Here is a 22397-nt window from a genome sequence, read left to right as displayed (position 1 = left end):
CCTCTGACCTTGCCTGGTGACAGATCCGCCATGAATACTCACTTTTCCTGCGTAGGTTGTGGCAAATGCTGCTCCGATCACCACGTACCCCTGACCCTCGACGAAGCCCGGCAGTGGGCGGCGGACGGTGGCAATGTCATTGTTCTGGTAGAAGGTTTTCTCGCCAGCGGCCTGGGTTTGCCCCAGCAGCAGCGTGAACATGCCGAACGCCGTTCAGTGGTGGTGCCCAGCGGCAATACCCAGGCATTCGTGGCGATCACCTTTGCGGCCTACAACGCCGGGCGCTGTCGGAATCTTGACGAAGACAATCGCTGCGGCATCTATGAACGACGTCCGCTGGTGTGCCGGATCTATCCGATGGAAATCAATCCGCACATCCCGCTGAACCCGAGCGCCAAGGATTGCCCGCCGGAATCCTGGGAACAGGGGCCGGCGTTGATCGTGGGCGGGGCATTGATGGATGCTGAACTGGCTGAACTGATCCGCCGTTCACGCCAGGCCGACCGTGACGATGTGCAAACCAAGGAGGCCGTGTGTGCCTTGCTGGGGATTCGTACCACCGCACTCAAGGGCGACGGGTTCACGGCGTATTTGCCGGATATGAATGCCTTTGCCCAAGCCATTGCGTTGGCAACTGACCAGCCGATCACGGCCAACGAGTGGGTGTTTCACGTCTCCGGGATGGATATTGCCGAACAACTGCTGGATGCCGGGGCGCAGATTGCTACCGAAGTGCCGGCCAATTACGCGTTTATCCCGTTGCGGGCGGCTTGAGGCTCGACGGGTTCACGGGGGCGGTGTCGAGGCGGTAGGGCTGGAGGATGCGCTGGTACTCGCCGTTCTGCTTGAGTTGCTCAAGGGCATGATTGAGTTCGGTACGCAACACGGTATCGGTTTTGCGCAGTGCAATCGCGACACTGTTGCCCAACAGGTCAGACGATACCGGCGGGCCCATGAAATCGAAATCCATGCCTTCAGGCGTGTCGAGCAAGGCCTCTCGGATTTCCACGGCGCCCTGCAGCGTCGCATCGATCTCGCCCGCAACCAGGCCGCGCACCAGTTGGTCATTGAGCCAGTAGCTCTCGATGATCACGCCAGCCGGCGCCCACTGCGACCGGGCAAAGGCTTCGCGATTGCTCCTGACCAACACCCCGACCCGCTTGCCCTTGAGTAACCGCTTGTGCGGGCTCAAGCCTGAGTTTCTGCGGGCCACCAGCCAGGTAGTGATCGGGTAGAGATCATCGCTGAAATTGACTCTCTGCTGTCGACTCAAGGTCGGTGCCATCCCCATGATCGCGTCGAATTGCCGGGCATCGAGGGCGGGGAAGTTTTCCATGACGATCTGGTCGACCCACGTGCAATGCACATTGAGCTGCACGCACAGGGCGTTACCCAATTCGATATTGAGCCCCACCAATTGCCCTTGCGGATTACGGCTTTGAAAGGGGGGAAAATGCGCCGCGACAGCGAAGCGGATTTCGCGTCGCGGCGGCTCGGCGGCGGCCACGGCCTCCACCGATAACAGGAGGGCAAGCGCCACACAGAGATGTATCAAAGCCACGGGAAACGTCCTTTTCCGGAGAGAGCTGCGTCGCCATGTCCCGATACAAATGATCAGGGCAAGGCGATGCTGCGCAAGCTTTCAAGAAACGGTCGCGGACCTACAATAAGAAATATCGACGCGAGCTGTAGGCAACTGCCTATACGGCGAATATGCGCATTACTCTCAACGTTTACCCATCGAACGACGCGTACCCGACGGCGCCATGCCCGGCGTTTTGGTATGGCCATTCTTCGCGCCACCTTTGTACCAGGGCTGGGCGGCCTGCTTGGCCCCGGCCAGTTCACCCGGGTTGAAAGGGAACTTGAACGCCGGGATTTCGGCTTTTTCAACGCCGTCGGCATCGACCGAATCGACGAGGTCGACCGCTTCAACGGGGGGTTGGATCGGGGAAGTCATGGGTGCTCCGAGGTGCGCAAAAGATGAAGCGGGCCCGGCAAGCGGGCCACAGTGGCGCGCAGTATACCTGCGCGCCCCGGATCTTTAAGCGTCGTCGTACGAATGGTCGCCGCTTAACTGACAGCACTGTCAGATAGCCGTCACTCTGCTGACCCGATCAAAAGGCTATAACGGTCATTCCACGTTTCCGATCCTTCGCCTGGCGCCACCTCTATGCCCACAAAACGAAACACGGCCCTACTGGTGGGCGCCCTTCTGGTCCTGGCGCTGGCAGCCTGGACCTTGACTCGGCCCGCCAAGGCCCGGCTGGCGGCACCCAGCGCCATTCCCGTGCGCGTGGTGAGCGTGGCGCAAGAGGATGTCCCGCGGTTCGTCAGCGGCATTGGCACGGTGTTGTCGTTGCACAGCGTGGTGATCCGCCCGCAGATCGATGGCATTCTCACCCGCTTGCTGGTCAAGGAAGGCCAACAGGTAAAGGCCGGCGACCTGCTGGCGACCATCGATGACCGCTCGATCCGCGCCAGCCTCGACCAGGCCAAGGCGCAGTTGGGGGAAAGCCAGGCGCAACTGCAAGTGGCGCAGGTCAACCTCAAGCGCTACAAGGAATTGAGTATCGACGACGGCGTGTCGAAGCAGACCTACGACCAGCAACACGCCCTGGTGAACCAGCTCAAGGCCACCGTGCAGGGCAACCAGGCGGCGATTGATTCGGCTCAAGTACAACTTTCCTACACCCAGATTCGTTCCCCCGTCAGTGGTCGCGTTGGCATTCGCACGGTGGATGAAGGCAACTTCCTGCGCATGAGCGATACCCAAGGGTTGTTCTCAGTCACCCAGATCGATCCGATCGCGGTTGAGTTCTCCCTGCCGCAGCAGATGTTGCCGACCTTGCAAGGCCTGATCGCCGCCCCGCAAAAAGCCAGCGTCGATGCCTACCTGGGGGCCGATACCGACGGCCAGACCGGCGACCTGCTGGGGGAAGGCCGCTTGAGCCTGATCGACAACCAGATCAGTTCCACCACCGGCACCCTGCGCGCCAAGGCCGAGTTCCCGAACAGCGCGCAGAAGCTGTGGCCGGGGCAACTGGTGACCATCAAGATCCAGACCGCCCTCGACAAGAACGCCCTGGTGGTGCCGCCGACGGTGGTGCAGCGTGGCCTGGACTCACATTTCGTGTACCGGCTCAACGGTGAGCAGGTGGAAGTGGTGCCCGTGCAAGTCACCTACCAGAACAGCGAGCTGAACATCATCAAGGGCGTGCAGGCCGGGGACGTACTGGTCAGCGATGGCCAGTCGCGGCTCAAGGCCGGCGCTCAGGTGCAAGTGCTCAAGGAACCGCCGCAGGTGATCCAGACCGTCGACGCCAAGGTGCAGCCATGAGCGGCAGCCGCTCGCCTTCGGCCTGGTGCGTCGATCACCCGGTCGCCACCCTGCTGCTGACATTTGCCTTGGTGCTGCTGGGGATCATTGCCTTCCCGCGGCTGGCCGTTGCGCCACTGCCGGAAGCGGAATTTCCGACGATCCAGGTCACCGCGCAATTGCCCGGCGCCAGCCCGGACACCATGGCCTCATCGGTGGCGACGCCGCTCGAGGTGCAATTCAGCGCCATCCCCGGTATGACCCAGATGACCTCCAGCAGCGCCTTGGGCTCAAGCCTCTTGACCCTGCAATTCACTCTGGACAAAAGCATCGACACCGCCGCCCAGGAAGTGCAGGCCGCGATCAATACCGCCTCCGGCAAGCTGCCCAGCGATATGCCGAGCCTGCCGACCTGGAAGAAGGTCAACCCGGCCGACAGCCCGGTACTGATCCTCAGCGTCAGCTCCGCGAGCATGCCGAGCACCGAACTGAGCGACTACGTGGAAACCCTGCTGGCGCGTCAGATCAGCCAGATCGACGGTGTCGGCCAGATCAATATCACTGGCCAGCAGCGCCCGGCGATTCGCGTGCAGGCATCCCCCGACAAGCTCGCGGCGGTCGGCTTGACGCTCGCGGACATCCGCCTGGCCATCCAGCAGTCCAGCCTGAACCTGGCCAAAGGCGCGATCTATGGGGCCAACAGCGTGTCGACCCTGTCGACCAACGATCAACTGTTTCACCCCGACGAATACGGCCAGTTGATTGTGTCCTACAAGAACGGCGCACCCGTGCAACTGCGGGATATCGCCAAAGTCGTCAACGGTTCGGAAAACGCCTACGTGCAGGCCTGGTCCGGCGATACGCCGGGGGTCAACCTGGTGATTTCGCGCCAGCCGGGGGCGAATATCGTCGACACGGTCGACCGCATCCAGCAAGCACTGCCGCGCCTGGAAGCCATGCTGCCGGCCTCGGTGCAGGTCAGCGTACTGACCGACCGCACCAAAACTATCCGCGCCTCGTTGCATGAAGTGGAAATGACCCTGCTGATCGCCATCCTGCTGGTGGTGGCGGTGATGGCGCTGTTCCTGCGCCAGCTGTCGGCGACGTTGATTGTGTCTGCCGTGCTCGGTGTGTCGCTGGTGGCCAGTTTCGCGCTGATGTATGTGATGGGCTTCAGCTTGAACAACCTGACCCTGGTCGCCATCGTGATTGCCGTGGGCTTTGTGGTGGACGATGCGATTGTGGTGGTGGAGAACATCCACCGTCACCTGGAGGCCGGCCTGGGCAAGCGCGAAGCCGCGATCAAAGGCTCCGGCGAAATCGGCTTTACCGTGGTGTCCATCAGCTTCTCGCTGGTGGCGGCGTTTATTCCACTGCTGTTCATGGGCGGCGTGGTCGGGCGACTGTTCAAGGAATTTGCGCTGACGGCCACCTCGACCATCCTGATTTCGGTGGTGGTTTCGCTGACCCTGGCGCCCACCCTCGCCGCACTGTTCATGCGTGCGCCAACCCATCACGCCCATGCCAAACCCACCTTCAGCGAGCGCCTGCTGGCCGGCTATGCGCGCAACCTGCGGCGTGCCCTGGCCCATCAACGCAGCATGGCGGCGATCTTCGTGGTGACCCTGGCCCTGGCCGTGGTCGGCTATGTGTTTATCCCCAAGGGCTTTTTCCCGGTGCAGGACACCGGTTTCGTGCTGGGCACCAGCGAGGCGGCAGCCGATGTGTCGTTCCCGGACATGGTCGCCAAGCACAAGGCACTGGCCGACATCGTCAAGGCCGACCCGGCGGTGCAAGCTTTCTCCCACTCGGTGGGTGTGACCGGCAGCAACCAGACCATCGCCAACGGGCGCTTCTGGATCGCCTTGAAAGACCGGGGTGATCGCGATGTGTCGGCCAGCCAGTTCATCGACCGCATCCGCCCGCAACTGGCGAAGGTGCCGGGCATCGTCTTGTACCTGCGCGCCGGCCAGGATATCAACTTGAGCTCCGGCCCCAGCCGCGCCCAGTACCAATACGTACTCAAGAGCAACGACGGCTCGACCCTGAACACCTGGACCCAGCGCCTCACCGAAAAACTGCGCAGCAACCCGGCCTTTCGGGACCTGTCCAACGACCTGCAATTGGGCGGCAGCATCACCCACATCACCATCGACCGCCAGGCCGCGGCGCGTTTTGGCCTGACCGCCACCGACGTCGACCAGGCGCTGTACGACGCGTTCGGCCAGCGCCAGATCAACGAATACCAGACCGAGATCAACCAGTACCAGGTGGTGCTGGAACTGGACCGCCAACAGCGCGGCAAGGCCGAGAGCCTGAACTATTTTTACCTGCGCTCGCCGCTGACCAACGAGATGGTGCCACTGTCGGCGCTGGCCAGGGTCGACCCACCGAGCGTGGGGCCGTTGTCCATCAGCCACGACGGCATGTTCCCGGCCGCCAACCTGTCGTTCAACCTGGCCCCCGGCGTGGCGCTGGGGGATGCGGTGATCATGCTCAACCAGGCCAAGAATGACATCGGCATGCCCAGTACGATCATCGGTAACTTCCAGGGCGCGGCCCAGGCCTTCCAGAGCTCGCTGGCCAGCCAGCCGTGGCTGATCCTCGCGGCACTGGTCGCGGTCTACATTATCCTGGGCGTGCTGTACGAGAGTTTCGTGCACCCGCTGACGATCATTTCCACCTTGCCCTCGGCGGGCCTGGGCGCGTTGGTCATGCTGTGGCTGCTGGGCCAGGACTTTTCGATCATGGCCTTGATCGGCCTGGTGCTGCTGATTGGCATCGTCAAGAAAAATGGCATCCTGATGATCGACTTCGCCCTGGAGGCCCAGCGTGTACGCGGCCTGGCACCTGAGGAAGCGATCTACGAAGCCTGCGTCACGCGGTTCCGGCCGATCATCATGACCACCCTCGCCGCCCTGCTTGGCGCGGTGCCGTTGATGCTCGGCTCAGGCCCTGGCGCGGAATTGCGCCAGCCATTGGGCATCGCCGTGGTCGGCGGCTTGCTGGTGAGCCAGGCGCTGACGCTGTTCACCACGCCGGTCATATACTTGTACCTTGAACGACTTTTCCACAGGCCCAAACCAGCGATCGAGCTGGCGACCACACACTGAGGCCAAGGCCCCGCCCTGGAACAAAAGGCTGATGCGCGTCCTGATTATTGAAGATGAAGAAAAAACCGCGGACTACCTGCACCGCGGCCTGACGGAGCAAGGTTACACCGTCGATGTGGCGCGCGAAGGCGTCGAGGGGTTGCACCTGGCGCTGGAGAACGACTACGCGGTGATCGTGCTCGACGTGATGCTGCCGGCGCTCGACGGGTTTGGCGTATTGCGTGCTTTACGCGCACGCAAACAGACACCGGTGATCATGCTCACCGCCCGCGAGCGCGTGGAAGACCGCATCCGTGGCCTGCGCGAAGGCGCCGACGACTACCTGGGCAAGCCGTTTTCCTTCCTGGAACTGGTGGCGCGCCTGCAGGCGTTGACCCGCCGTAGTGGCGGCCATGAGCCGGTGCAGGTGACGGTTGCCGACCTGTGGATCGACCTGATCAGCCGCAAGGCCAGTCGCAACGGTGTGCGCCTGGACCTGACCGCCAAGGAGTTCTCGTTGCTCAGCGTATTGGCGCGGCGCCAGGGCGAAATCCTGTCCAAGACGGCGATTGCCGAGATGGTCTGGGACATCAATTTCGACAGCGACGCCAACGTGGTCGAAGTGGCGATCAAGCGCCTGCGCGCCAAACTCGATGGGCCGTTCGAGCACAAGCTGCTGCACACCATTCGTGGCATGGGCTACGTGCTGGAGAACCGCAGTGCCGACTAACTCCATCGCCCTGCGCCTGAGCGGGATGTTCACCCTGGTGGCGCTGCTGATCTTCGTGCTGATCGGCGGCGCGCTGTACCAGCAAGTGGATCGCGGCCTGGGGTTGTTGCCGGGGGCCGAGCTGGATGCGCGCTACAGCGTGCTCGAATCCTCGGTGAACCGCTTCGGCACGCCGGAGCATTGGGTCAAGATCAAGGCCAAGCTCAAGCTGCTGGGGGAGGAAGACAAGCGCATTCGCTTCTGGGTGGTCAGCAGCGACCCAAGTTACGAATACGGTGAACCGGATGCGCAGATTCGCGCCTTTGCCCAGGGCCCGACCGGTAAACGCGACCTGCACCTGCCCGGCCACGATTACCCGTTCAAGGTGCTGGTGAGCCAGTTCGCCGCCAAGGATCAACGCCCACCGCTGCGCTTCATGATCGCCATCGACACCGAGAATTTCCGCGCCACCCAGCATCATCTGCTGGTAGCGCTGATCAGCCTGGCGCTGGTCGGCGTGGTGATGGCCTCGTTGCTGGGCTTCTGGGTGTCGCGCATCGGCCTCAAGCCACTGGAAAAACTCTCGGACGAAGCACAGAAACTCGCGCCGCCCAAACTCTCCGGGCGCCTGCAACTGTCACCGCTGCCGCCGGAACTGAGTCAGTTCGTCAACTCGTTCAACGCCACCCTCGACCGCGTCGAACTCGCTTACTCGCGCCTCGAATCCTTCAATGCCGACGTGGCCCATGAACTGCGCTCGCCGCTGACCAACCTGATCGGCCAGACCCAGGTCGCGCTGACCCGCGGGCGTTCGGCCGAGCATTATTTCGAGGTGCTGCAATCGAACCTGGAAGAGCTGGAACGGCTGCGCTCGATTATCAACGACATGCTGTTCCTCGCCAGTGCCGACCAGGGCAGCAAGGCCACCAAGCTGATTGAAAGCTCCCTGGCCGATGAAGTCGCCACCACCCTCGACTACTTGGACTTCATCTTCGAAGATGCCCAGGTTCAGGTGCGGGTACAGGGCGACGCCCAGGTGCATATCGAAAAAGCCCACCTGCGCCGCGCACTGATCAACCTGTTGAGCAATGCGGTGCAGCACACCGCGCCTGGGCAGGTCATCGACGTGAACATCGATGTGCTGGAGCATCAGGTAACGATCGGCGTGACCAACCCAGGCGAGGTGATTGCCAGCGAGCACCTGCCTCGACTGTTCGAACGTTTCTATCGGGTGGATGCGTCGCGCAGCAACAGCGGGGCCAATCACGGGTTGGGGCTGGCTATCGTCAAGGCGATTGCGTTGATGCATGGAGGGGATGTGTTTGTGCGCAGCGAAGGCGGCGAAAATACCTTCGGCATCACCCTGCCCGTCTAACACGCCGCGATCAAAATGTGGGAGGGGGCTCGCTCCCGATGGCGGCGGGTCAGCTACAAATGTGCCGGCTGACCCACCGCTATCGGGAGCAAGCCCCCTCCCACACTGGGTACCACCGGCAGCCAACTGTTACGATTTGGGCAACAGTCATTATCTTGTTACACTCTGTATCGCACCGCTCGCCTGCGTTACTTTGACGCATCGATGAGCGCGACGGTAAAGACAGCCGAACCCTCACCCGAATTTCCCTCGACTTATTTCCAGGGCTCTATACTGGGAATCTGTCTTAAAGCCGCTGACTTCAGCGGCTTTTTTTTGCCGTAAAAAAGGCCAGGCACACCCCACGACACTGGCCGTTCATGATTGACCAAAGGAGCTCCACCGGTGAAGAACACGCTGACATTTACCCCGTTATTCCTCGCCATCGCAGCAACGATCACTCCCCTTGCCCACGGGGCAGACGCCACGCCCAACGAGGGTTTGGTCGAGGGTTCGCACCTCACGATCGACACCCGCAACTACTACATGAATCGCGACCGTCGCGACCTGCATACCGATGACAGCAAGGAGTGGGGCCAGGGCTTTATCGGTACCTTCACCTCCGGCTACACCCAAGGCACCGTAGGCGTCGGCCTGGACCTCAACGCCATGCTCGGCCTCAAGCTCGACGGCGGCGGTGGCACCGACGGTTCCAGCATCCTTCCGTACGGCAGCGGCAACGGCAAGGCGCCCGGCACGTTCTCCACCGCTGGCGGCACCTTGAAACTGCGCGCGTTCGATACCGAACTGAAGGCCGGCGACCTGTTCCTCAACAACCCGGTGATCGCCGGCGGCATGACGCGCATGCTGCCGCAGACGTTTCGCGGCGTGAGCCTGGCCAACCATAGCCTTGACGGTTGGATGTTCGAAGGCGGCCAGGCCAGCTTCACCAAGCTCTACAACCAGAGCGGCCACCGGCGCATCGGCACCAGCTACGGCGCATTGCCGGCGAACGCCGACGCCCAGCACCTGAACTGGGCCGGTGTAGCGTTCAGCGGCATCCCCGGGTTGACCAGCAGCCTGTACGCCGCCGAACTCAAGGACGTATGGCACCAGTACTACTACGACCTCGAATACACCTATGCACTGAACGACCTGGTCAGCCTGACCCCCGGCCTGCATTACTACCACACCCAGGACACCGGCCAGGCACTGCTGGGCGCTATCGACAACAACACCTACAGCTTGCATATGACCCTGGGCGTGGGCAACCACAGCGTCACCGCCGCCTACCAGCGGGTCAACGGCAACACGCCGTTCGACTACATTACCCAGGGTGACAGCGTGTACCTGGACAACTCCCAGCAATACTCGGACTTCAACGGCCCCAACGAGCGTTCGTGGAGGCTCAAGTATGCCTATGACTTCGCCGGTCTCGGCTTGCCTGGCCTGACGTCCGCCGTGTCGTATATCAGCGGCAAGACCGACCTGACCACGGTCGACCCGAACAGCCGGGGCTACAGCAGCTGGTACAGCGCCGACGGCAAGAACGCCAAGCACTGGGAGCGCGATATCGACCTGAAATACGTGGTGCAGGGCGGCAAGGCCAAGAACCTGGCGGTACGCCTGCAATGGGCGACCAACCGTGGCGGCAATGGCTACGCGGCGGTGGATCGGGATGTGGATGAGTACCGCGTGATCGTGGACTACCCAATCAACGTGTTCTGACCCCAATCTGAATAACAGTGAAGACCCAATGTGGGAGGGGGCTTGCTCCCGATGGCGGAGTGTCAGTCAATAATACTTTGACTGATTCGCCGCCATCGGGAGCAAGCCCCCCTCCAACATTTTGCTTCTGCGCCATCCTCCAGAGTTGCTACTACGCTAAAGGCATCCTCAGAGCAGAAGTACGCCCGATGAGTTCAAGCCTTGCCCGCCCTACCCGCCGCCCGGAACGCCTGCTGATCCTGAGCAGCACCCTCACGGTGTTGCTGATCGTGGGAATCGTCACCGCACTGTTGAATCGCGAACATGCCAACACCTTGCAGACCGCCAAGCGCACCGCCACTACCATTACCCAGTTGATCGATGCCGATGTGCTACGCAACGTCGAGCTCTATGACATGGCTCTCAAAGGCCTGATCGCCGCGACCGAGCGCACTGACCTGCAGGGCGTGTCCGCGAGCATTCGGCACCTGGTGCTGTTCGACCGCTCCGCCACAGCGCCGTACAAAGGCGACATCCTGTTGCTGGGCCCGGGCGGCGAGGTGATTGCCGACTCGTCCCTGCTCACGCCCAAGGCCGGCAACTTCGCCGACCGCGACTATTTCCAGATTCATCGCACCAATCCCGACATCGGGCTGTATATCAGTCGCCCGTTCAGGGCCCGCTGCGAATGCGAGGACCCGTGGCGCATTGCATTCAGCCGCCGCGTTTCGTCGTCGGACGGGCGCTTCCTGGGTGTGGCTGTCGCCTCCATGCGTCTGTCGTACTTCCACCAACTGTTCAGCAGCCTGAATATCGGCAGCAACAGCACCATCAACCTGCTCAACCACCAGGGCATCCTGCTGGCGCAAGAACCGTTGCTGGAAGCGGATATCATCAACAAGGACCTGAGCCAGCGGCCCAATGTGGCGCGCATGCTGCGCGAGCGAGACGGCACTTTCCACAGCGTCTCCAGCCTCGACCAGCAGCCTCGGCTCTACAGTTTCTCGAACGTGGGCGATTTGCCACTGATCGTCGCGGTGGCGTTGGCCAGCGACGAAGTGTTCGCGCCATGGCGACGGGCGGCGTGGCTGGTCAGTCTCGCCACGGGGGTGCTGTGCATTGGCCTGTTGTGGCTGACCTGGGCGCTGTGCATGGAGCTGCGACGGCGTCACCGGGCCGAGCAGGTGCTGTCAGAACTGGCAGGTACCGATGCCCTCACTGGCCTGGCCAACCGCCGCACTCTCGACGAACGCCTGCGCCTGGAATGGGATCGCGCGCAACGTTCAACCGAGCCGTTGACGGTGCTGATGATCGACGTGGACCACTTCAAGGCCTTCAACGATCGCCATGGCCACCAGGGCGGGGACGACGCACTGCGCACGGTGGCGCAGGTGATCGACAGCAATATCCGCCGCCCGGCCGACCTTGCCGCACGTTACGGCGGTGAAGAATTCGCGGTGGTGCTGCCCGATACCGACGCCAAGGGCGCTTGGGTGATCGCCGAGCATATCCGCAATGGTGTTGAGCACTTGCCACGGCCGGCATGGGACGAGCAGCCGATCACCGTGAGCATCGGCATGAGCACCTGGGAGAAGCGCAGCGGTCTGTCCCTTGAAGACTTGCTGCTCAAGGCCGACCAGGCGTTGTATAAGGCCAAGCACAGTGGCCGCAATCGGACGATCGCCGGGACATAAAAAAAGGCCACCCGAAGGCAGCCTTTAAAACTAAAGAAGAGAGTTGTTACTTACACCGCCGCAACGGGACGCATGTAAGAGATCGGTGCGGTGCTGGCATCTTCGAAGGTCACGACTTCCCAAGCGTCTGTCTGCTCAATCAACTTGCGCAGCAGCTGGTTGTTAAGGGCGTGGCCCGACTTGAAGCCTTTGAACTCGCCTATCAGGCTATTGCCCAGCAGGTAGAGGTCACCGATTGCATCGAGGATCTTGTGCTTCACAAATTCGTCTTCATAGCGAAGGCCGTCTTCGTTCAGTACACCATCCGCGTCGACCACAATGGCGTTTTCAACGCTGCCGCCGAGTGCGAGGTTGTGCTTGCGCAGGTACTCGATGTCACTCATGAAACCAAAGGTACGGGCGCGGCTGACTTCTTTTACGAACGAAGTGCTGGAAAAATCCACGCTTGCACTTTGGGTGCGGTCACGGAATACCGGGTGATCGAAATCGATCTCAAAGCTCACTTTAAAGCCTTCGAACGGGACGAAGGTGGCGCGCTTGTCGCCGTCTTCTACTGTCACTTCCCGCAGAATGCGAATGAACTTCTTGGCTGCGTCCTGTTCTTCCAGGCCGGCAGATTGAATCAGGAATACGAAGGGTCCAGCGCTGCCATCCATGATCGGGACTTCGGACGCGGAGAGCTCGACGTAGGCGTTATCGATGCCCAAACCGGCCATGGCCGAGAGCAAGTGCTCCACCGTGTCCACTTTGACGTCACCGTTGACCAATGTGGTCGACATAGTGGTTTCGCCAACGTTTTCCGCGCGAGCAGGTATCTGCACCACAGGGTCCAGGTCGGCACGCACAAACACGATGCCGGTGTCGACAGGTGCAGGCTTGAGGGTCAGGTATACCTTTTCCCCGGAGTGCAGACCTACACCTGTGGCACGAATAATATTCTTCAGGGTGCGTTGTTTAATCATGGCTTGGACCGCTTCAGCGCAAATTGCGAACTGGTATCAACAAAGGCTGGCGATAATAGCAGACCAGACCTTTGCTGAACACCAATCACCTTCATAGCCCTGATACATTCCATTAATCGGCCTGACGACGCAGGAATGCCGGAATGTCCAGGTAGTCCAGATCGTCTTGCGGATTCGGGCTACGGGACGCCGCAGCACCGGCCTGAGCCTGGTTGCGCATCACGGTCGGACGGTCCAGGTCACGGTAATTCACCGACGGCAGTTCCTGGCGCGAAGGCGCTGGAGCGGCCGCTTGCTGGCTGGCGTGGCTGGTATGGACGGTATTGTCGATGACCTTTACAGGCTTCTCGATTTTTGCACCCAGGCCGGTCGCAACCACGGTCACGTGCAGTTCGTCGCGCATGTCCGGGTCGATAACGGTGCCGACCTTGACCATGGCGTGCTCGGATGCGAAGGCTTCGATGATGCTACCCACGTCGGAGTACTCACCCAGGGACAGGTCAGGACCTGCGGTGATATTCACCAGGATGCCGCGCGCACCTTGCAGGTTCACGTCTTCCAGCAGCGGGTTGCGGATGGCTGCTTCGGTAGCTTCGCGCGCACGGTTCGGACCGCTGGCGCAGCCGGTACCCATCATCGCCATGCCCATTTCGCTCATCACGGTACGCACGTCGGCAAAGTCGACGTTGATCATGCCGGGACGCTTGATGATGTCGGAGATACCGCGAACGGCACCGGCCAGTACATCGTCAGCCTTGGCGAACGCGGACAGCAGGCTGGCGTCCTTGCCCAGGATGGTCAGCAGCTTCTCGTTGGGAATGGTGATCAACGAGTCGACGCTTTCAGACAGCAGACGGATGCCTTCGTCGGCGATCTGCATGCGCTTGCGGCCTTCGAACGGGAACGGACGCGTCACAACAGCGACGGTCAGAATCCCCATTTCCTTGGCCACTTCGGCAATGATCGGCGCTGCACCGGTACCGGTACCGCCGCCCATGCCGGTGGTGATGAACACCATGTTGGTGCCTTGCAGCACTTCGGCAATACGCTCGCGATCTTCCAAGGCGGCTTGACGGCCGACTTCCGGATTGGCGCCAGCGCCGAGGCCCTTGGTCACGGCTGTGCCCAATTGCAGGATGGTCCGCGCGCCGATGCTTTTCAGCGCCTGGGCATCAGTGTTGGCGCAGATGAATTCAACGCCTTCAATGTTGCTCTTGACCATATGGTTGACAGCGTTGCCGCCGCCACCGCCGACACCGATTACTTTGATAACCGGGCTAGCGGGGATGTTGTCTACGAGTTCAAACATGTTCCCTCTCCTTTCATTTTCTCTAGTTTTTTCGCCTACTGCTTATTACGGGTGTTGCGGTGTCGCGGTAAATCTTCAGAAATTGCCTTTTACCCAAGCCTGCAGCCGCTCGAACAACGGCGCTTTCGCTTCGTCATCGCTGCGGTAGCTGTCACGGATGCTCGGGCCCGACAGGGAAATGCCATCGGTCTGCTTTTGCAGCCCGTACAACAGCAAGCCCACACCGGTGGAATAAATCGGGTTGCGCACCACGTCGCCGAGGCCTTTGACGCCATGGGGCACGCCCAGGCGCACCGGCATGTGGAAGATCTCTTCGGCCAGTTCGACCGCGCCTTCCATTTTCGAGGTGCCACCGGTCAGCACGATGCCGGCCGGGATCAGATCTTCGTAGCCGCTGCGGCGCAGTTCGGCCTGGATCAGGGTGAACAGCTCGTCGTAGCGCGGCTCGACCACTTCGGCCAGGGCCTGGCGCGACAGCTCGCGCGGTGGACGGTCGCCGACGCTTGGCACCTTGATGGTTTCACCGGCACCGGCCAGCTTGGCCAAGGCGCAGGCGTAGCGGATCTTGATTTCTTCGGCGTACTGGGTCGGTGTACGCAACGCCATGGCGATGTCGTTGGTGACCTGGTCGCCGGCAATCGGGATCACGGCGGTGTGACGGATCGCACCCTCGGTGAAGATCGCGATATCGGTGGTGCCGCCGCCGATGTCCACCAGGCACACGCCCAGTTCTTTTTCGTCGTCGGTCAGCACCGAGTAGGCCGAAGCCAACTGCTCAAGAATGATGTCGTCGATTTCGAGGCCGCAGCGACGCACGCATTTTTCAATGTTCTGCGCGGCGTTGACGGCGCAGGTCACTACGTGGACCTTGGCTTCCAGACGCACGCCCGACATGCCCAGTGGCTCGCGAACGCCCTCCTGGTTATCGATCACGTAGTCCTGGGGCAAGGTGTGCAACACGCGCTGGTCAGCCGGGATCGCCACGGCCTGGGCGGCGTCGAGGACGCGCTCAAGGTCGGCCGCACTGACTTCACGGTCGCGGATCGCCACGATGCCGTGGGAGTTCAGGCTGCGGATATGGTTGCCGGCCACGCCGACGAACGCCGAGTGGATCCGGCAACCGGCCATCAGCTGCGCTTCTTCGATGGCGCGCTGGATCGATTGCACGGTGGACTCGATGTTCACCACCACGCCCTTCTTCAGGCCCCGGGACGGATGCGTGCCAATACCGACGATTTCGATCGTGCCGTCTTCACCGACCTCGCCCACCAGCGCCACCACCTTGGAGGTGCCGATATCGAGACCGACGATCATTTTGCCGCTTTGCACGTTTGCCATGGGTCCTGCCTCTTCTTAATTCTTCGCGACAGCGGGTTGTGCTGCCGTGGGCGCTACCGGTACACGCCAACCGACGGCCAGGCCGTTGGCGTAACGCAGGTCGACGCTCGCAATGTTCGTAATCTGTTCTTTCAAGGTTTTTTCATAGATGGCAATAAAGCGGCGCATCTTTTCCACCAAGCGGTCGCGTCCCAGCAACAACTCGATGCCCGGGCCGGAACTGCCTGCCCCGGTCGTCAGAAACCAGCTGCCCCGCTCACGCAATTCCAGGCGTGCGATGGAGAAGCCCAGTGGCCGCAGCATCTGGCTCAAGGCCTGGTACTGCTGCATCACTTGCTGTTGCGCCCGCTGCGGCCCGAACAGCTGCGGCAGGTGCTCATAGTTCGCCACTTCACGCGGCGCAAATGCCTGCCCCTGGTTGTTCAACAGCGCACCATCGCCCCAACGGGCCACGGGCAGCTGTTCTTCCAGGCGGATCGTTACCTGGTCCGGCCATACGCGGCGGACTTCGGCATGGGCGATCCACGGCATCTGTTCCAGCTCCGCGCGCATGCCGGCCAGGTCAATGGTAAAGAAGCTCGCCGCCAGGAACGGGCTGATGCGCTGCTGTACCGCTTGCTGGCTGATGTAGCTCAAGTCGCCCTGCACGCTGATCTTGGTGATCGGCCGATCGGCATACGGCAACAGGCGCTGCGCCCCTTCGTAGGTGCCAAAGCCCAGTACCACCAGCAACACCGGCCAGAACAGCGCCTTGATGAAACCAAAGTTGGCTTTGGGCAGGCGCGCCGACATCGGCTCTTTGGCCACCATGCGGCTGGCACCCCGTGGCACCGGCTTGCGGCTCGGTGCTTGTGGGGGCTGATGACGAAGCGATGCGCCTTTCATGTGCTTAGCCTCTTGGCTCAATGCTGTCGGCCAGGATCGCCAGCACCAACTGCTGGAAATCCAGGCCGGCGGCACGGGCGGCCATAGGGACCAGGCTGTGGTCGGTCATCCCGGGTGCGGTGTTGACTTCCAGGAACCAGAAATTCCCTTGGTCATCCTGCATCACGTCTGCCCGCGCCCAACCGGCGATACCCAGCGCCTCACAGGCTTGCGCCGTGAGGTCCATCAATTGTTGTTCCCTGGTTGCGTCAAGGCCGCATGGAATCCGGTACTGGGTATCGGAAGCCACGTACTTGGCGTCGTAATCGTAAAAAGTGTGGGGCGTGCCCAATGCGATAGGCGGCAATACCTGGCCACGCAGGGTGGCGATGGTGTACTCGGGACCCTGGATCCACTGTTCCACCAACACTTGCGAATCGTAGGTACTTGCCGCTTTCCATGCGTCGATCAATTCAGCGGCCGAGTTCACTTTGGCCATGCCGATACTGGAGCCTTCATGGGCTGGTTTGACGATCAAAGGCAGGCCCAGTTCCTTGGCTGCGCAAATACAATCTTCCTCGCTGCGCAACACGGCGTGACGCGGCGTGGGAATGCCCAGGCTGTGCCACACCTGCTTGGTGCGCAACTTGTCCATCGCCAGCGCTGAAGCCAGGATGCCGCTGCCGGTATAGGGGATGCCGGCGCACTCGAGCAGGCCCTGCATGCTGCCGTCCTCACCGCCACGGCCGTGGAGAATAATGAAGGCACGGTCGATCTTTTCGGCCTGCAGGCGGGCGAGGAAATCATCGCCCACGTCGATGCCGAATGCGTTCACACCGGCGCTTTGCAGAGCTTCCAGCACGGCGTTGCCGGATTTGAGCGACACTTCGCGCTCGGCGCTCTTGCCGCCGAACAGCACGGCAACGCGGCCGAAGTCAGCAGGCGCGACAGTAGAGAACAGGGAGGCGTAGTCAGTGATCATTTCGACTTCCCCTTTGCGGCGGTAAACAGCGGGCTGGCCAGCAATTTAGGCGCAAGGCCACCGATATCACCGGCGCCCTGGCACAGCAGGATGTCGCCGGCGCGCAGCAGCGGCTTGACGATCGGCGCCAGGTCGACGCCCCGCTCGATGTAGATCGGGTCCAACTGCCCACGCTGACGGATGCTGTTGCACAGTTTGCGGCTGTCGGCGCCCGGAATCGGTTCTTCACCGGCCGGGTACACCTCCATCAGCAAGAGCACGTTGGCATCGGCCAATACATTGACGAAGTCGTCGTACAGGTCACGGGTGCGGCTGTAGCGGTGCGGCTGGTAGACCATCACCAGGCGGCGCTCCGGCCAGCCACCGCGTACGGCCTTGATCACGGCGGCGACTTCGGTGGGGTGGTGACCGTAATCATCCACCAGCATCACCTCACCGCCTTCAACCGGCAGCTGGCCGTAGACCTGGAAGCGTCGGCCGACACCGGCAAAGCGCGACAGGCCTTCGACAATGGCTTCATCGCTGACGCCTTCGTCGGTGGCAATGCAGATGGTCGCCAGGGAGTTCAGTACGTTGTGGTTGCCCGGCATGTTTACCGACACATCCAGCGGCTCGCGGTCAGGGCGCAGCACGGTGAAGAAGGTTTGCATGCCTTCCTGGCGCACATTGATCGCGCGCACGTCGGCGTCTTCACTGAAACCGTAGGTCACGGTAGGGCGCTTGACCTGCGGCAGAATCTCGCGCACCACCGGATCGTCCAGGCACACCACGGCCAACCCGTAGAACGGCAGGTTGTGCAGGAAGTCGACGAAGGTTTTCTTCAATTTGTTGAAGTCACCGTCGTAGGTTGCCATGTGGTCTTCGTCGATGTTGGTGACGACGGCGACCAGTGGTTGCAGGTGCAGGAAGCTCGCGTCGCTTTCATCGGCTTCGGCGATCAGGTAGCGGCTGGTGCCGAGCTGGGCATTGGTGCCGGCTGCATTCAGGCGGCCACCGATGACGAAGGTCGGGTCCAGGCCACCGGCGGCGAACACCGAGGCGATCAGGCTGGTGGTGGTGGTCTTGCCGTGGGTACCGGCGACGGCGATGCCGTGGCGGTAGCGCATCAGCTCGGCGAGCATCTCGGCGCGCGGCACCACCGGAATACGCCGCTCGAGGGCGGTGGCCACTTCCGGGTTGGACGTGTTCACAGCGCTGGACACTACCAGCACATCCGCCTCGGCGGCGTTTTCAGCGCGGTGGCCGATGAAGATCTGCGCGCCAAAGGACTTCAGGCGCTCGGTGACCGGCGACTCTTTCAAGTCAGAGCCAGACACCTGGTAGCCCAGGTTCAGCAGTACTTCGGCAATCCCGCACATGCCCACGCCGCCTATACCGACGAAGTGGATGCGACGGATGCGGCGCATTTCCGGTTGTGGCATGGCTTTCTGATTCTCAACCATGGGCCACCTCCAGGCAGATATCGACCACGGTGCGGGTTGCGTCAGGTTTGGCCAGGCGGCTTGCGGTGCTCGCCATGCTGTTGAGTCGTTCCGGTTGCATCAAAACCTCGGTCAGGCGTGCGGCCAAATCGGCGGCGCCAGTCGTTCTTTGCGGCAGCAGGAAGGCAGCGCCCTCCCCGGCCAAATATTCGGCGTTGCGGGTCTGGTGATCGTCGATTGCGTGGGGCAGAGGCACCAGCAATGACGGCAGACCGGCGGCAGCCAGTTCACTGACGGTCAGCGCACCAGCGCGACAGACCACCAGGTCGGCCCAGCCATAGGCGTGGGCCATGTCTTTGATGAAGGGCTGTACAGTCGCCTCGACACCGGCCTCGCGATAGCGCGTGGCGGTGACTTCATCATGGTGCTTGCCGGCTTGGTGGAAGATCTCAGGCCGCAATTCCACAGGGAGTTGGGCCAGCGCCTCCGGCAGCAATTTGTTCAGCGGCTCGGCGCCCAGGCTTCCGCCGAGGATCAGCAGGTGCGCCTTGCGTCCGACCAGCGCTTGGCGGGCGATGTCCATGAACAGCTCGGTGCGCACCGGGTTGCCGGTGGTACGGCGCTTGCTCGACGCGCTGAAGGTATTCGGGAACGCTTCACACACCCGCGCGGCCAGTGGCACCAGCAAGCGGTTGGCGGTACCGGCGACGGCGTTCTGTTCATGCACGATCACGGGGACACCGGCGAGTTTTGCCGCCACGCCACCGGGGCCGGTCACATAACCGCCAAAGCCGAGCACACACACAGGCTGCAACTCACGGATGACCTGGCGTGCCTGCCATACCGCCTTGAGCAACACGAACGGCGCCTTGAGCAGCGACAATTTGCCCTTGCCCCGCAAGCCCGTGACGTTGATCAGGTGCAGCGGCAAACCGGCGTTCGGCACCAGCTCGTTCTCGATGCCACGCGGCGTTCCCAACCAGTGCACGCTGTAGCCACGGTTCTGGAATTCGCGCGCGCAGGCCAGGGCCGGGAACACATGGCCCCCGGTGCCGCCGGCCATGATCAGCACGTTAGCGCCCATGGGTCGGCTCCTCGGCGAAGTCGCTTTCGCTGAACTCCATCTCTTCGCTGCCCAGGTGAGTACGACTCTCCCACTCGATGCGCAACAACAAGCCAAGGCAGGCGCAGCAAATCACCAACGAACTGCCGCCGTAACTGAGGAACGGCAAGGTCAGGCCCTTGGTCGGCAGCAGCCCGACGTTCACGCCGATATTGATCAGGAACTGGCCGATCCACAGGAACGACAAGCCGTACGCCACATAGGCGGCGAAATACTGTTTGGCCCTCTCGGCCCACAAGCCGATGTACATGCCGCGCACACACACGAACACGAACAACGCGACGGTGCACAGCGAGCCGACCACGCCCAGTTCCTCGGCCAGTACCGAGAACACGAAGTCGGTGTGCGCTTCGGGCAGGTAGAACTGCTTCTGCACACTGTTGCCCAGGCCCACGCCCAGCCACTCGCCGCGACCGAAGGCAATCAGCGCCTGGGTCAACTGGTAGCCGGAACCGAACTGGTCGGACCATGGGTCGGTAAAGGTAATCAGACGGGCCATCCGGTAGGGTTGCGCCTGCACCAGCACCGTCACGGCCGCGACCGCCAGCACCACCATCAAGGTGAAGCGGAACAGGCCGACGCCGCCCAGGAACAGCATCGCGGCGGCGGCGCCCATCATCACCACGGTGGCGCCGAAGTCGGGCTCCATCAGCAGCAGGCCGGCCATGGGCAGCAGCACGATGAATGGCTTGAAAAAGCCCATCCAGCTTTCGCGCACTTCTTTCTGACGGCGCACCAGGTAGCCGGCCAGGTAGATCACCACGAACACCTTGGCGATTTCCGAGGGTTGCACGTTGAAGGCACCGAAGCCGATCCAGCGCATCGAACCGTTCACCTCGCGGCCGATGCCGGGCAGGATCACCATCACCAGCAAGCCGAACGCCCCGATCAGCATCAGCCAACCCAGGCGCTGCCACGTGGCGATCGGGATCATCATGGTGACGATGCACGCGCCGAGGCCGATCACCAGGTACACCAGATGACGGATCATCATGTACAGGGTGTTGCCCGACTGCACGGCGGCCACTTCGGAGGACGCCGAGGTGATCATCACCAGGCCCAGGCCGAGCAGCGCCAGGCAACCGGCGAGCATCGGGAAATCCAGGTCGATGCCGCGCCCGGTAATGATCGGCGACGGGTACGGCTTGATGATGTTTTTCAGGTTGAGGCTCATGCCAAAGCCTCCACGGCGCGGGCGAACAACTGGCCGCGCTCTTCATAGTTCTTGAACATGTCGAAACTGGCGCAGGCTGGCGACAGCAGCACCGCATCACCCGGCTGGGCCAGGGCTTTGCACTGGGCGATCGCGTCGTCCAGGGAGGTAGCGCGCACTTGCGGCACCGCGTCGCCCAGGGCTGCGGCGATCAGGTCCGCATCACGGCCCATCAGCACCACGGCGCGGCAATGCGCAGCGACCGGCGCTTTAAGGTCCTTGAAGTCGGCGCCCTTGCCGTCGCCACCGGCGATCAGCACCAGCTTGCCGTCAATATCGGCACCCAGGCCTTCGATGGCCGCCAGGGCCGCACCGACGTTGGTGGCCTTGGAATCGTTGTAATAGCTGACGCCGTCGAGGTCGCGCACCCACTGGCAGCGATGCTCAAGGCCGGCGAAGGTGCGCAGGCTGGCGAGCATGGCGTCGAAGGGCAGGCCCACCGCGTGGCCGAGCGCCAAGGCCGCCAGGGCGTTGGACTGGTTATGGGCGCCACGGATTTTCAGCTCGCGCACCGGCATCAGGTTCTGGAATTCGAAGGCCAGGTATTTCTCGCCGTTCTCTTCGCGAATGCCAAAGGCTTTGAAATCGGGCTTGCTCAGGCCGAAGGTCCAGCAAGGCATGCCTTCGCCTATCAGTGGACGGCTCAAGGCATCCTGGCGGTTGACCACAAACTGCTTGGCGCCCCGGAAGATACGATGCTTGGCCAGGTGATAGGCCGGCAGGCCGCTGTAGCGGTCCATGTGGTCTTCGCTGACGTTCAACACGGTGGCCACTTCGGCACCGAGGTCATGGGTGGTTTCCAGCTGGAAGCTCGACAGTTCCATCACGTACAACTCGACGTCGTCGCTGAGCAGATCCAGCGCCGGCACCCCGAGGTTGCCGCCCACCGCCACGCGCTTGCCGGCAGCCTTCGCCATTTCGCCGACCAGGGTGGTCACGGTGCTTTTCGCGTTGGAACCGCTGATGGCGACGATCGGCGCCTTGGCGTGACGCGCAAACAGGTCGATGTCGCCGGACAGCTTCACGCCACGCGCCGCTGCGGCCTGCAGGGCCGGTGTGGCCAACGCCAGACCGGGGCTCACGTAAAGCTCATCGGCGCGGCACAGAAATTCGACGTCCAATTCGCCACAACGCACTTCCACGTGCGGGTAATCACGGCGCAGCGTGACCAGCTCCGGTGGATTTTCCCGCGTGTCGGCCACGGCAAACGACGTGCCCCGGTTCGCCAGGAAGCGAACCAGGGACATGCCGCTCTTGCCGAGGCCGACAATGATGCGGAAGTGGTCTGAAGCGATCAGGGACACTCGTTT

18 protein-coding genes are annotated in these 22397 nt (G+C 62.2%); 7 read left to right on the top strand and 11 right to left on the bottom strand.

Annotated elements, in window-relative coordinates:
• Positions 1–30: 30 nt before the first annotated feature.
• Positions 31–774, top strand: coding sequence for a YkgJ family cysteine cluster protein (locus C4J87_RS04730; protein WP_124365886.1), 744 nt, complete (start codon positions 31–33; stop codon positions 772–774).
• Here C4J87_RS04730 and C4J87_RS04725 read toward each other — a convergent pair.
• Entirely contained in the window at positions 752–1561 is an 810-nt protein-coding gene (locus tag C4J87_RS04725; protein ID WP_124365885.1) for a transporter substrate-binding domain-containing protein, read from the bottom strand. The two genes, C4J87_RS04730 and C4J87_RS04725, sit on opposite strands and share 23 nt — an antisense overlap.
• A gap of 165 nt (positions 1562–1726) precedes the next feature.
• Positions 1727–1960 carry a hypothetical protein gene (locus C4J87_RS04720; RefSeq protein WP_124365884.1) on the bottom strand — a complete coding sequence of 78 codons (234 nt, stop codon included), beginning with the start codon at positions 1958–1960 and terminating at the stop codon, positions 1727–1729.
• 213 nt (positions 1961–2173) lie between these two features.
• Between C4J87_RS04720 and C4J87_RS04715 the strand changes: the two genes are divergently transcribed.
• The 6 genes from C4J87_RS04715 to C4J87_RS04690 all read left to right on the top strand — a co-directional run bounded on the left by C4J87_RS04715 (position 2174) and on the right by C4J87_RS04690 (position 11875).
• Positions 2174–3340 (top strand): efflux RND transporter periplasmic adaptor subunit, encoded by a 1167-nt coding sequence (locus C4J87_RS04715; protein ID WP_124365883.1) that lies wholly within the window; start codon positions 2174–2176, stop codon positions 3338–3340.
• A complete protein-coding gene (locus C4J87_RS04710) occupies positions 3337–6432 on the top strand; it encodes a multidrug efflux RND transporter permease subunit (RefSeq protein WP_124365882.1) in 3096 nt (1031 codons plus the stop codon). Before C4J87_RS04715 ends, C4J87_RS04710 begins: the two co-directional genes overlap by 4 nt.
• A 31-nt stretch (positions 6433–6463) precedes the next feature.
• On the top strand, positions 6464–7141 hold the full coding sequence (locus C4J87_RS04705) for a heavy metal response regulator transcription factor (RefSeq protein WP_124361366.1): 678 nt from the start codon (positions 6464–6466) through the stop codon (positions 7139–7141).
• Positions 7131–8495 carry a heavy metal sensor histidine kinase gene (locus C4J87_RS04700; RefSeq protein WP_124365881.1) on the top strand — a complete coding sequence of 455 codons (1365 nt, stop codon included), beginning with the start codon at positions 7131–7133 and terminating at the stop codon, positions 8493–8495. The genes C4J87_RS04705 and C4J87_RS04700 overlap by 11 nt, the downstream gene beginning before the upstream one ends.
• Positions 8496–8879: 384 nt before the next feature.
• A complete protein-coding gene (locus tag C4J87_RS04695) occupies positions 8880–10202 on the top strand; it encodes an OprD family porin (RefSeq protein WP_124365880.1) in 1323 nt (440 codons plus the stop codon).
• A 188-nt stretch (positions 10203–10390) separates the two neighbouring features.
• A complete protein-coding gene (locus tag C4J87_RS04690; RefSeq protein ID WP_124365879.1) occupies positions 10391–11875 on the top strand; it encodes a sensor domain-containing diguanylate cyclase in 1485 nt (494 codons plus the stop codon).
• Between the two features lie 50 nt (positions 11876–11925).
• On the opposite strand, the gene lpxC is transcribed toward C4J87_RS04690, so the two are convergent.
• The 9 genes from lpxC to murD form a co-directional block, all read right to left on the bottom strand.
• The gene (gene lpxC / locus C4J87_RS04685; protein WP_003171886.1) at positions 11926–12837 is read right to left on the bottom strand and encodes a UDP-3-O-acyl-N-acetylglucosamine deacetylase; all 912 of its coding nucleotides are present in this window, start codon (positions 12835–12837) and stop codon (positions 11926–11928) included.
• A gap of 112 nt (positions 12838–12949) precedes the next feature.
• A complete protein-coding gene (gene ftsZ, locus C4J87_RS04680; RefSeq protein WP_003216225.1) occupies positions 12950–14146 on the bottom strand; it encodes a cell division protein FtsZ in 1197 nt (398 codons plus the stop codon).
• Positions 14147–14221: 75 nt separating this feature from the next.
• Entirely contained in the window at positions 14222–15484 is a 1263-nt protein-coding gene (gene ftsA / locus C4J87_RS04675; protein WP_057724626.1) for a cell division protein FtsA, read from the bottom strand.
• 15 nt (positions 15485–15499) lie between these two features.
• Positions 15500–16369, bottom strand: a complete 870-nt coding sequence (locus tag C4J87_RS04670; RefSeq protein ID WP_057724625.1) for a cell division protein FtsQ/DivIB — start codon at positions 16367–16369, stop codon at positions 15500–15502.
• Positions 16370–16373: 4 nt separating this feature from the next.
• Entirely contained in the window at positions 16374–17330 is a 957-nt protein-coding gene (locus C4J87_RS04665; protein WP_124365878.1) for a D-alanine--D-alanine ligase, read from the bottom strand.
• A complete protein-coding gene (murC, locus tag C4J87_RS04660; protein ID WP_124361360.1) occupies positions 17327–18772 on the bottom strand; it encodes a UDP-N-acetylmuramate--L-alanine ligase in 1446 nt (481 codons plus the stop codon). Before murC ends, C4J87_RS04665 begins: the two co-directional genes overlap by 4 nt.
• A complete protein-coding gene (gene murG / locus C4J87_RS04655; protein WP_124365877.1) occupies positions 18765–19835 on the bottom strand; it encodes an undecaprenyldiphospho-muramoylpentapeptide beta-N-acetylglucosaminyltransferase in 1071 nt (356 codons plus the stop codon). Before murG ends, murC begins: the two co-directional genes overlap by 8 nt.
• Positions 19825–21048, bottom strand: a complete 1224-nt coding sequence (gene ftsW, locus C4J87_RS04650; protein ID WP_124365876.1) for a putative lipid II flippase FtsW — start codon at positions 21046–21048, stop codon at positions 19825–19827. The genes murG and ftsW overlap by 11 nt, the downstream gene beginning before the upstream one ends.
• Positions 21045–22391: a UDP-N-acetylmuramoyl-L-alanine--D-glutamate ligase gene (murD, locus tag C4J87_RS04645; RefSeq protein WP_124365875.1), complete on the bottom strand. Its 1347-nt coding sequence runs from the start codon at positions 22389–22391 to the stop codon at positions 21045–21047. The genes ftsW and murD overlap by 4 nt, the downstream gene beginning before the upstream one ends.
• Between the last annotated feature and the right edge of the window lie 6 nt (positions 22392–22397).

Origin of the sequence: Pseudomonas sp. R1-43-08 (genome assembly GCF_003852255.1) — a bacterium.
Classification (GTDB): domain Bacteria; phylum Pseudomonadota; class Gammaproteobacteria; order Pseudomonadales; family Pseudomonadaceae; genus Aquipseudomonas.
This window is presented reverse-complemented; position numbering and strand designations above follow the sequence as displayed.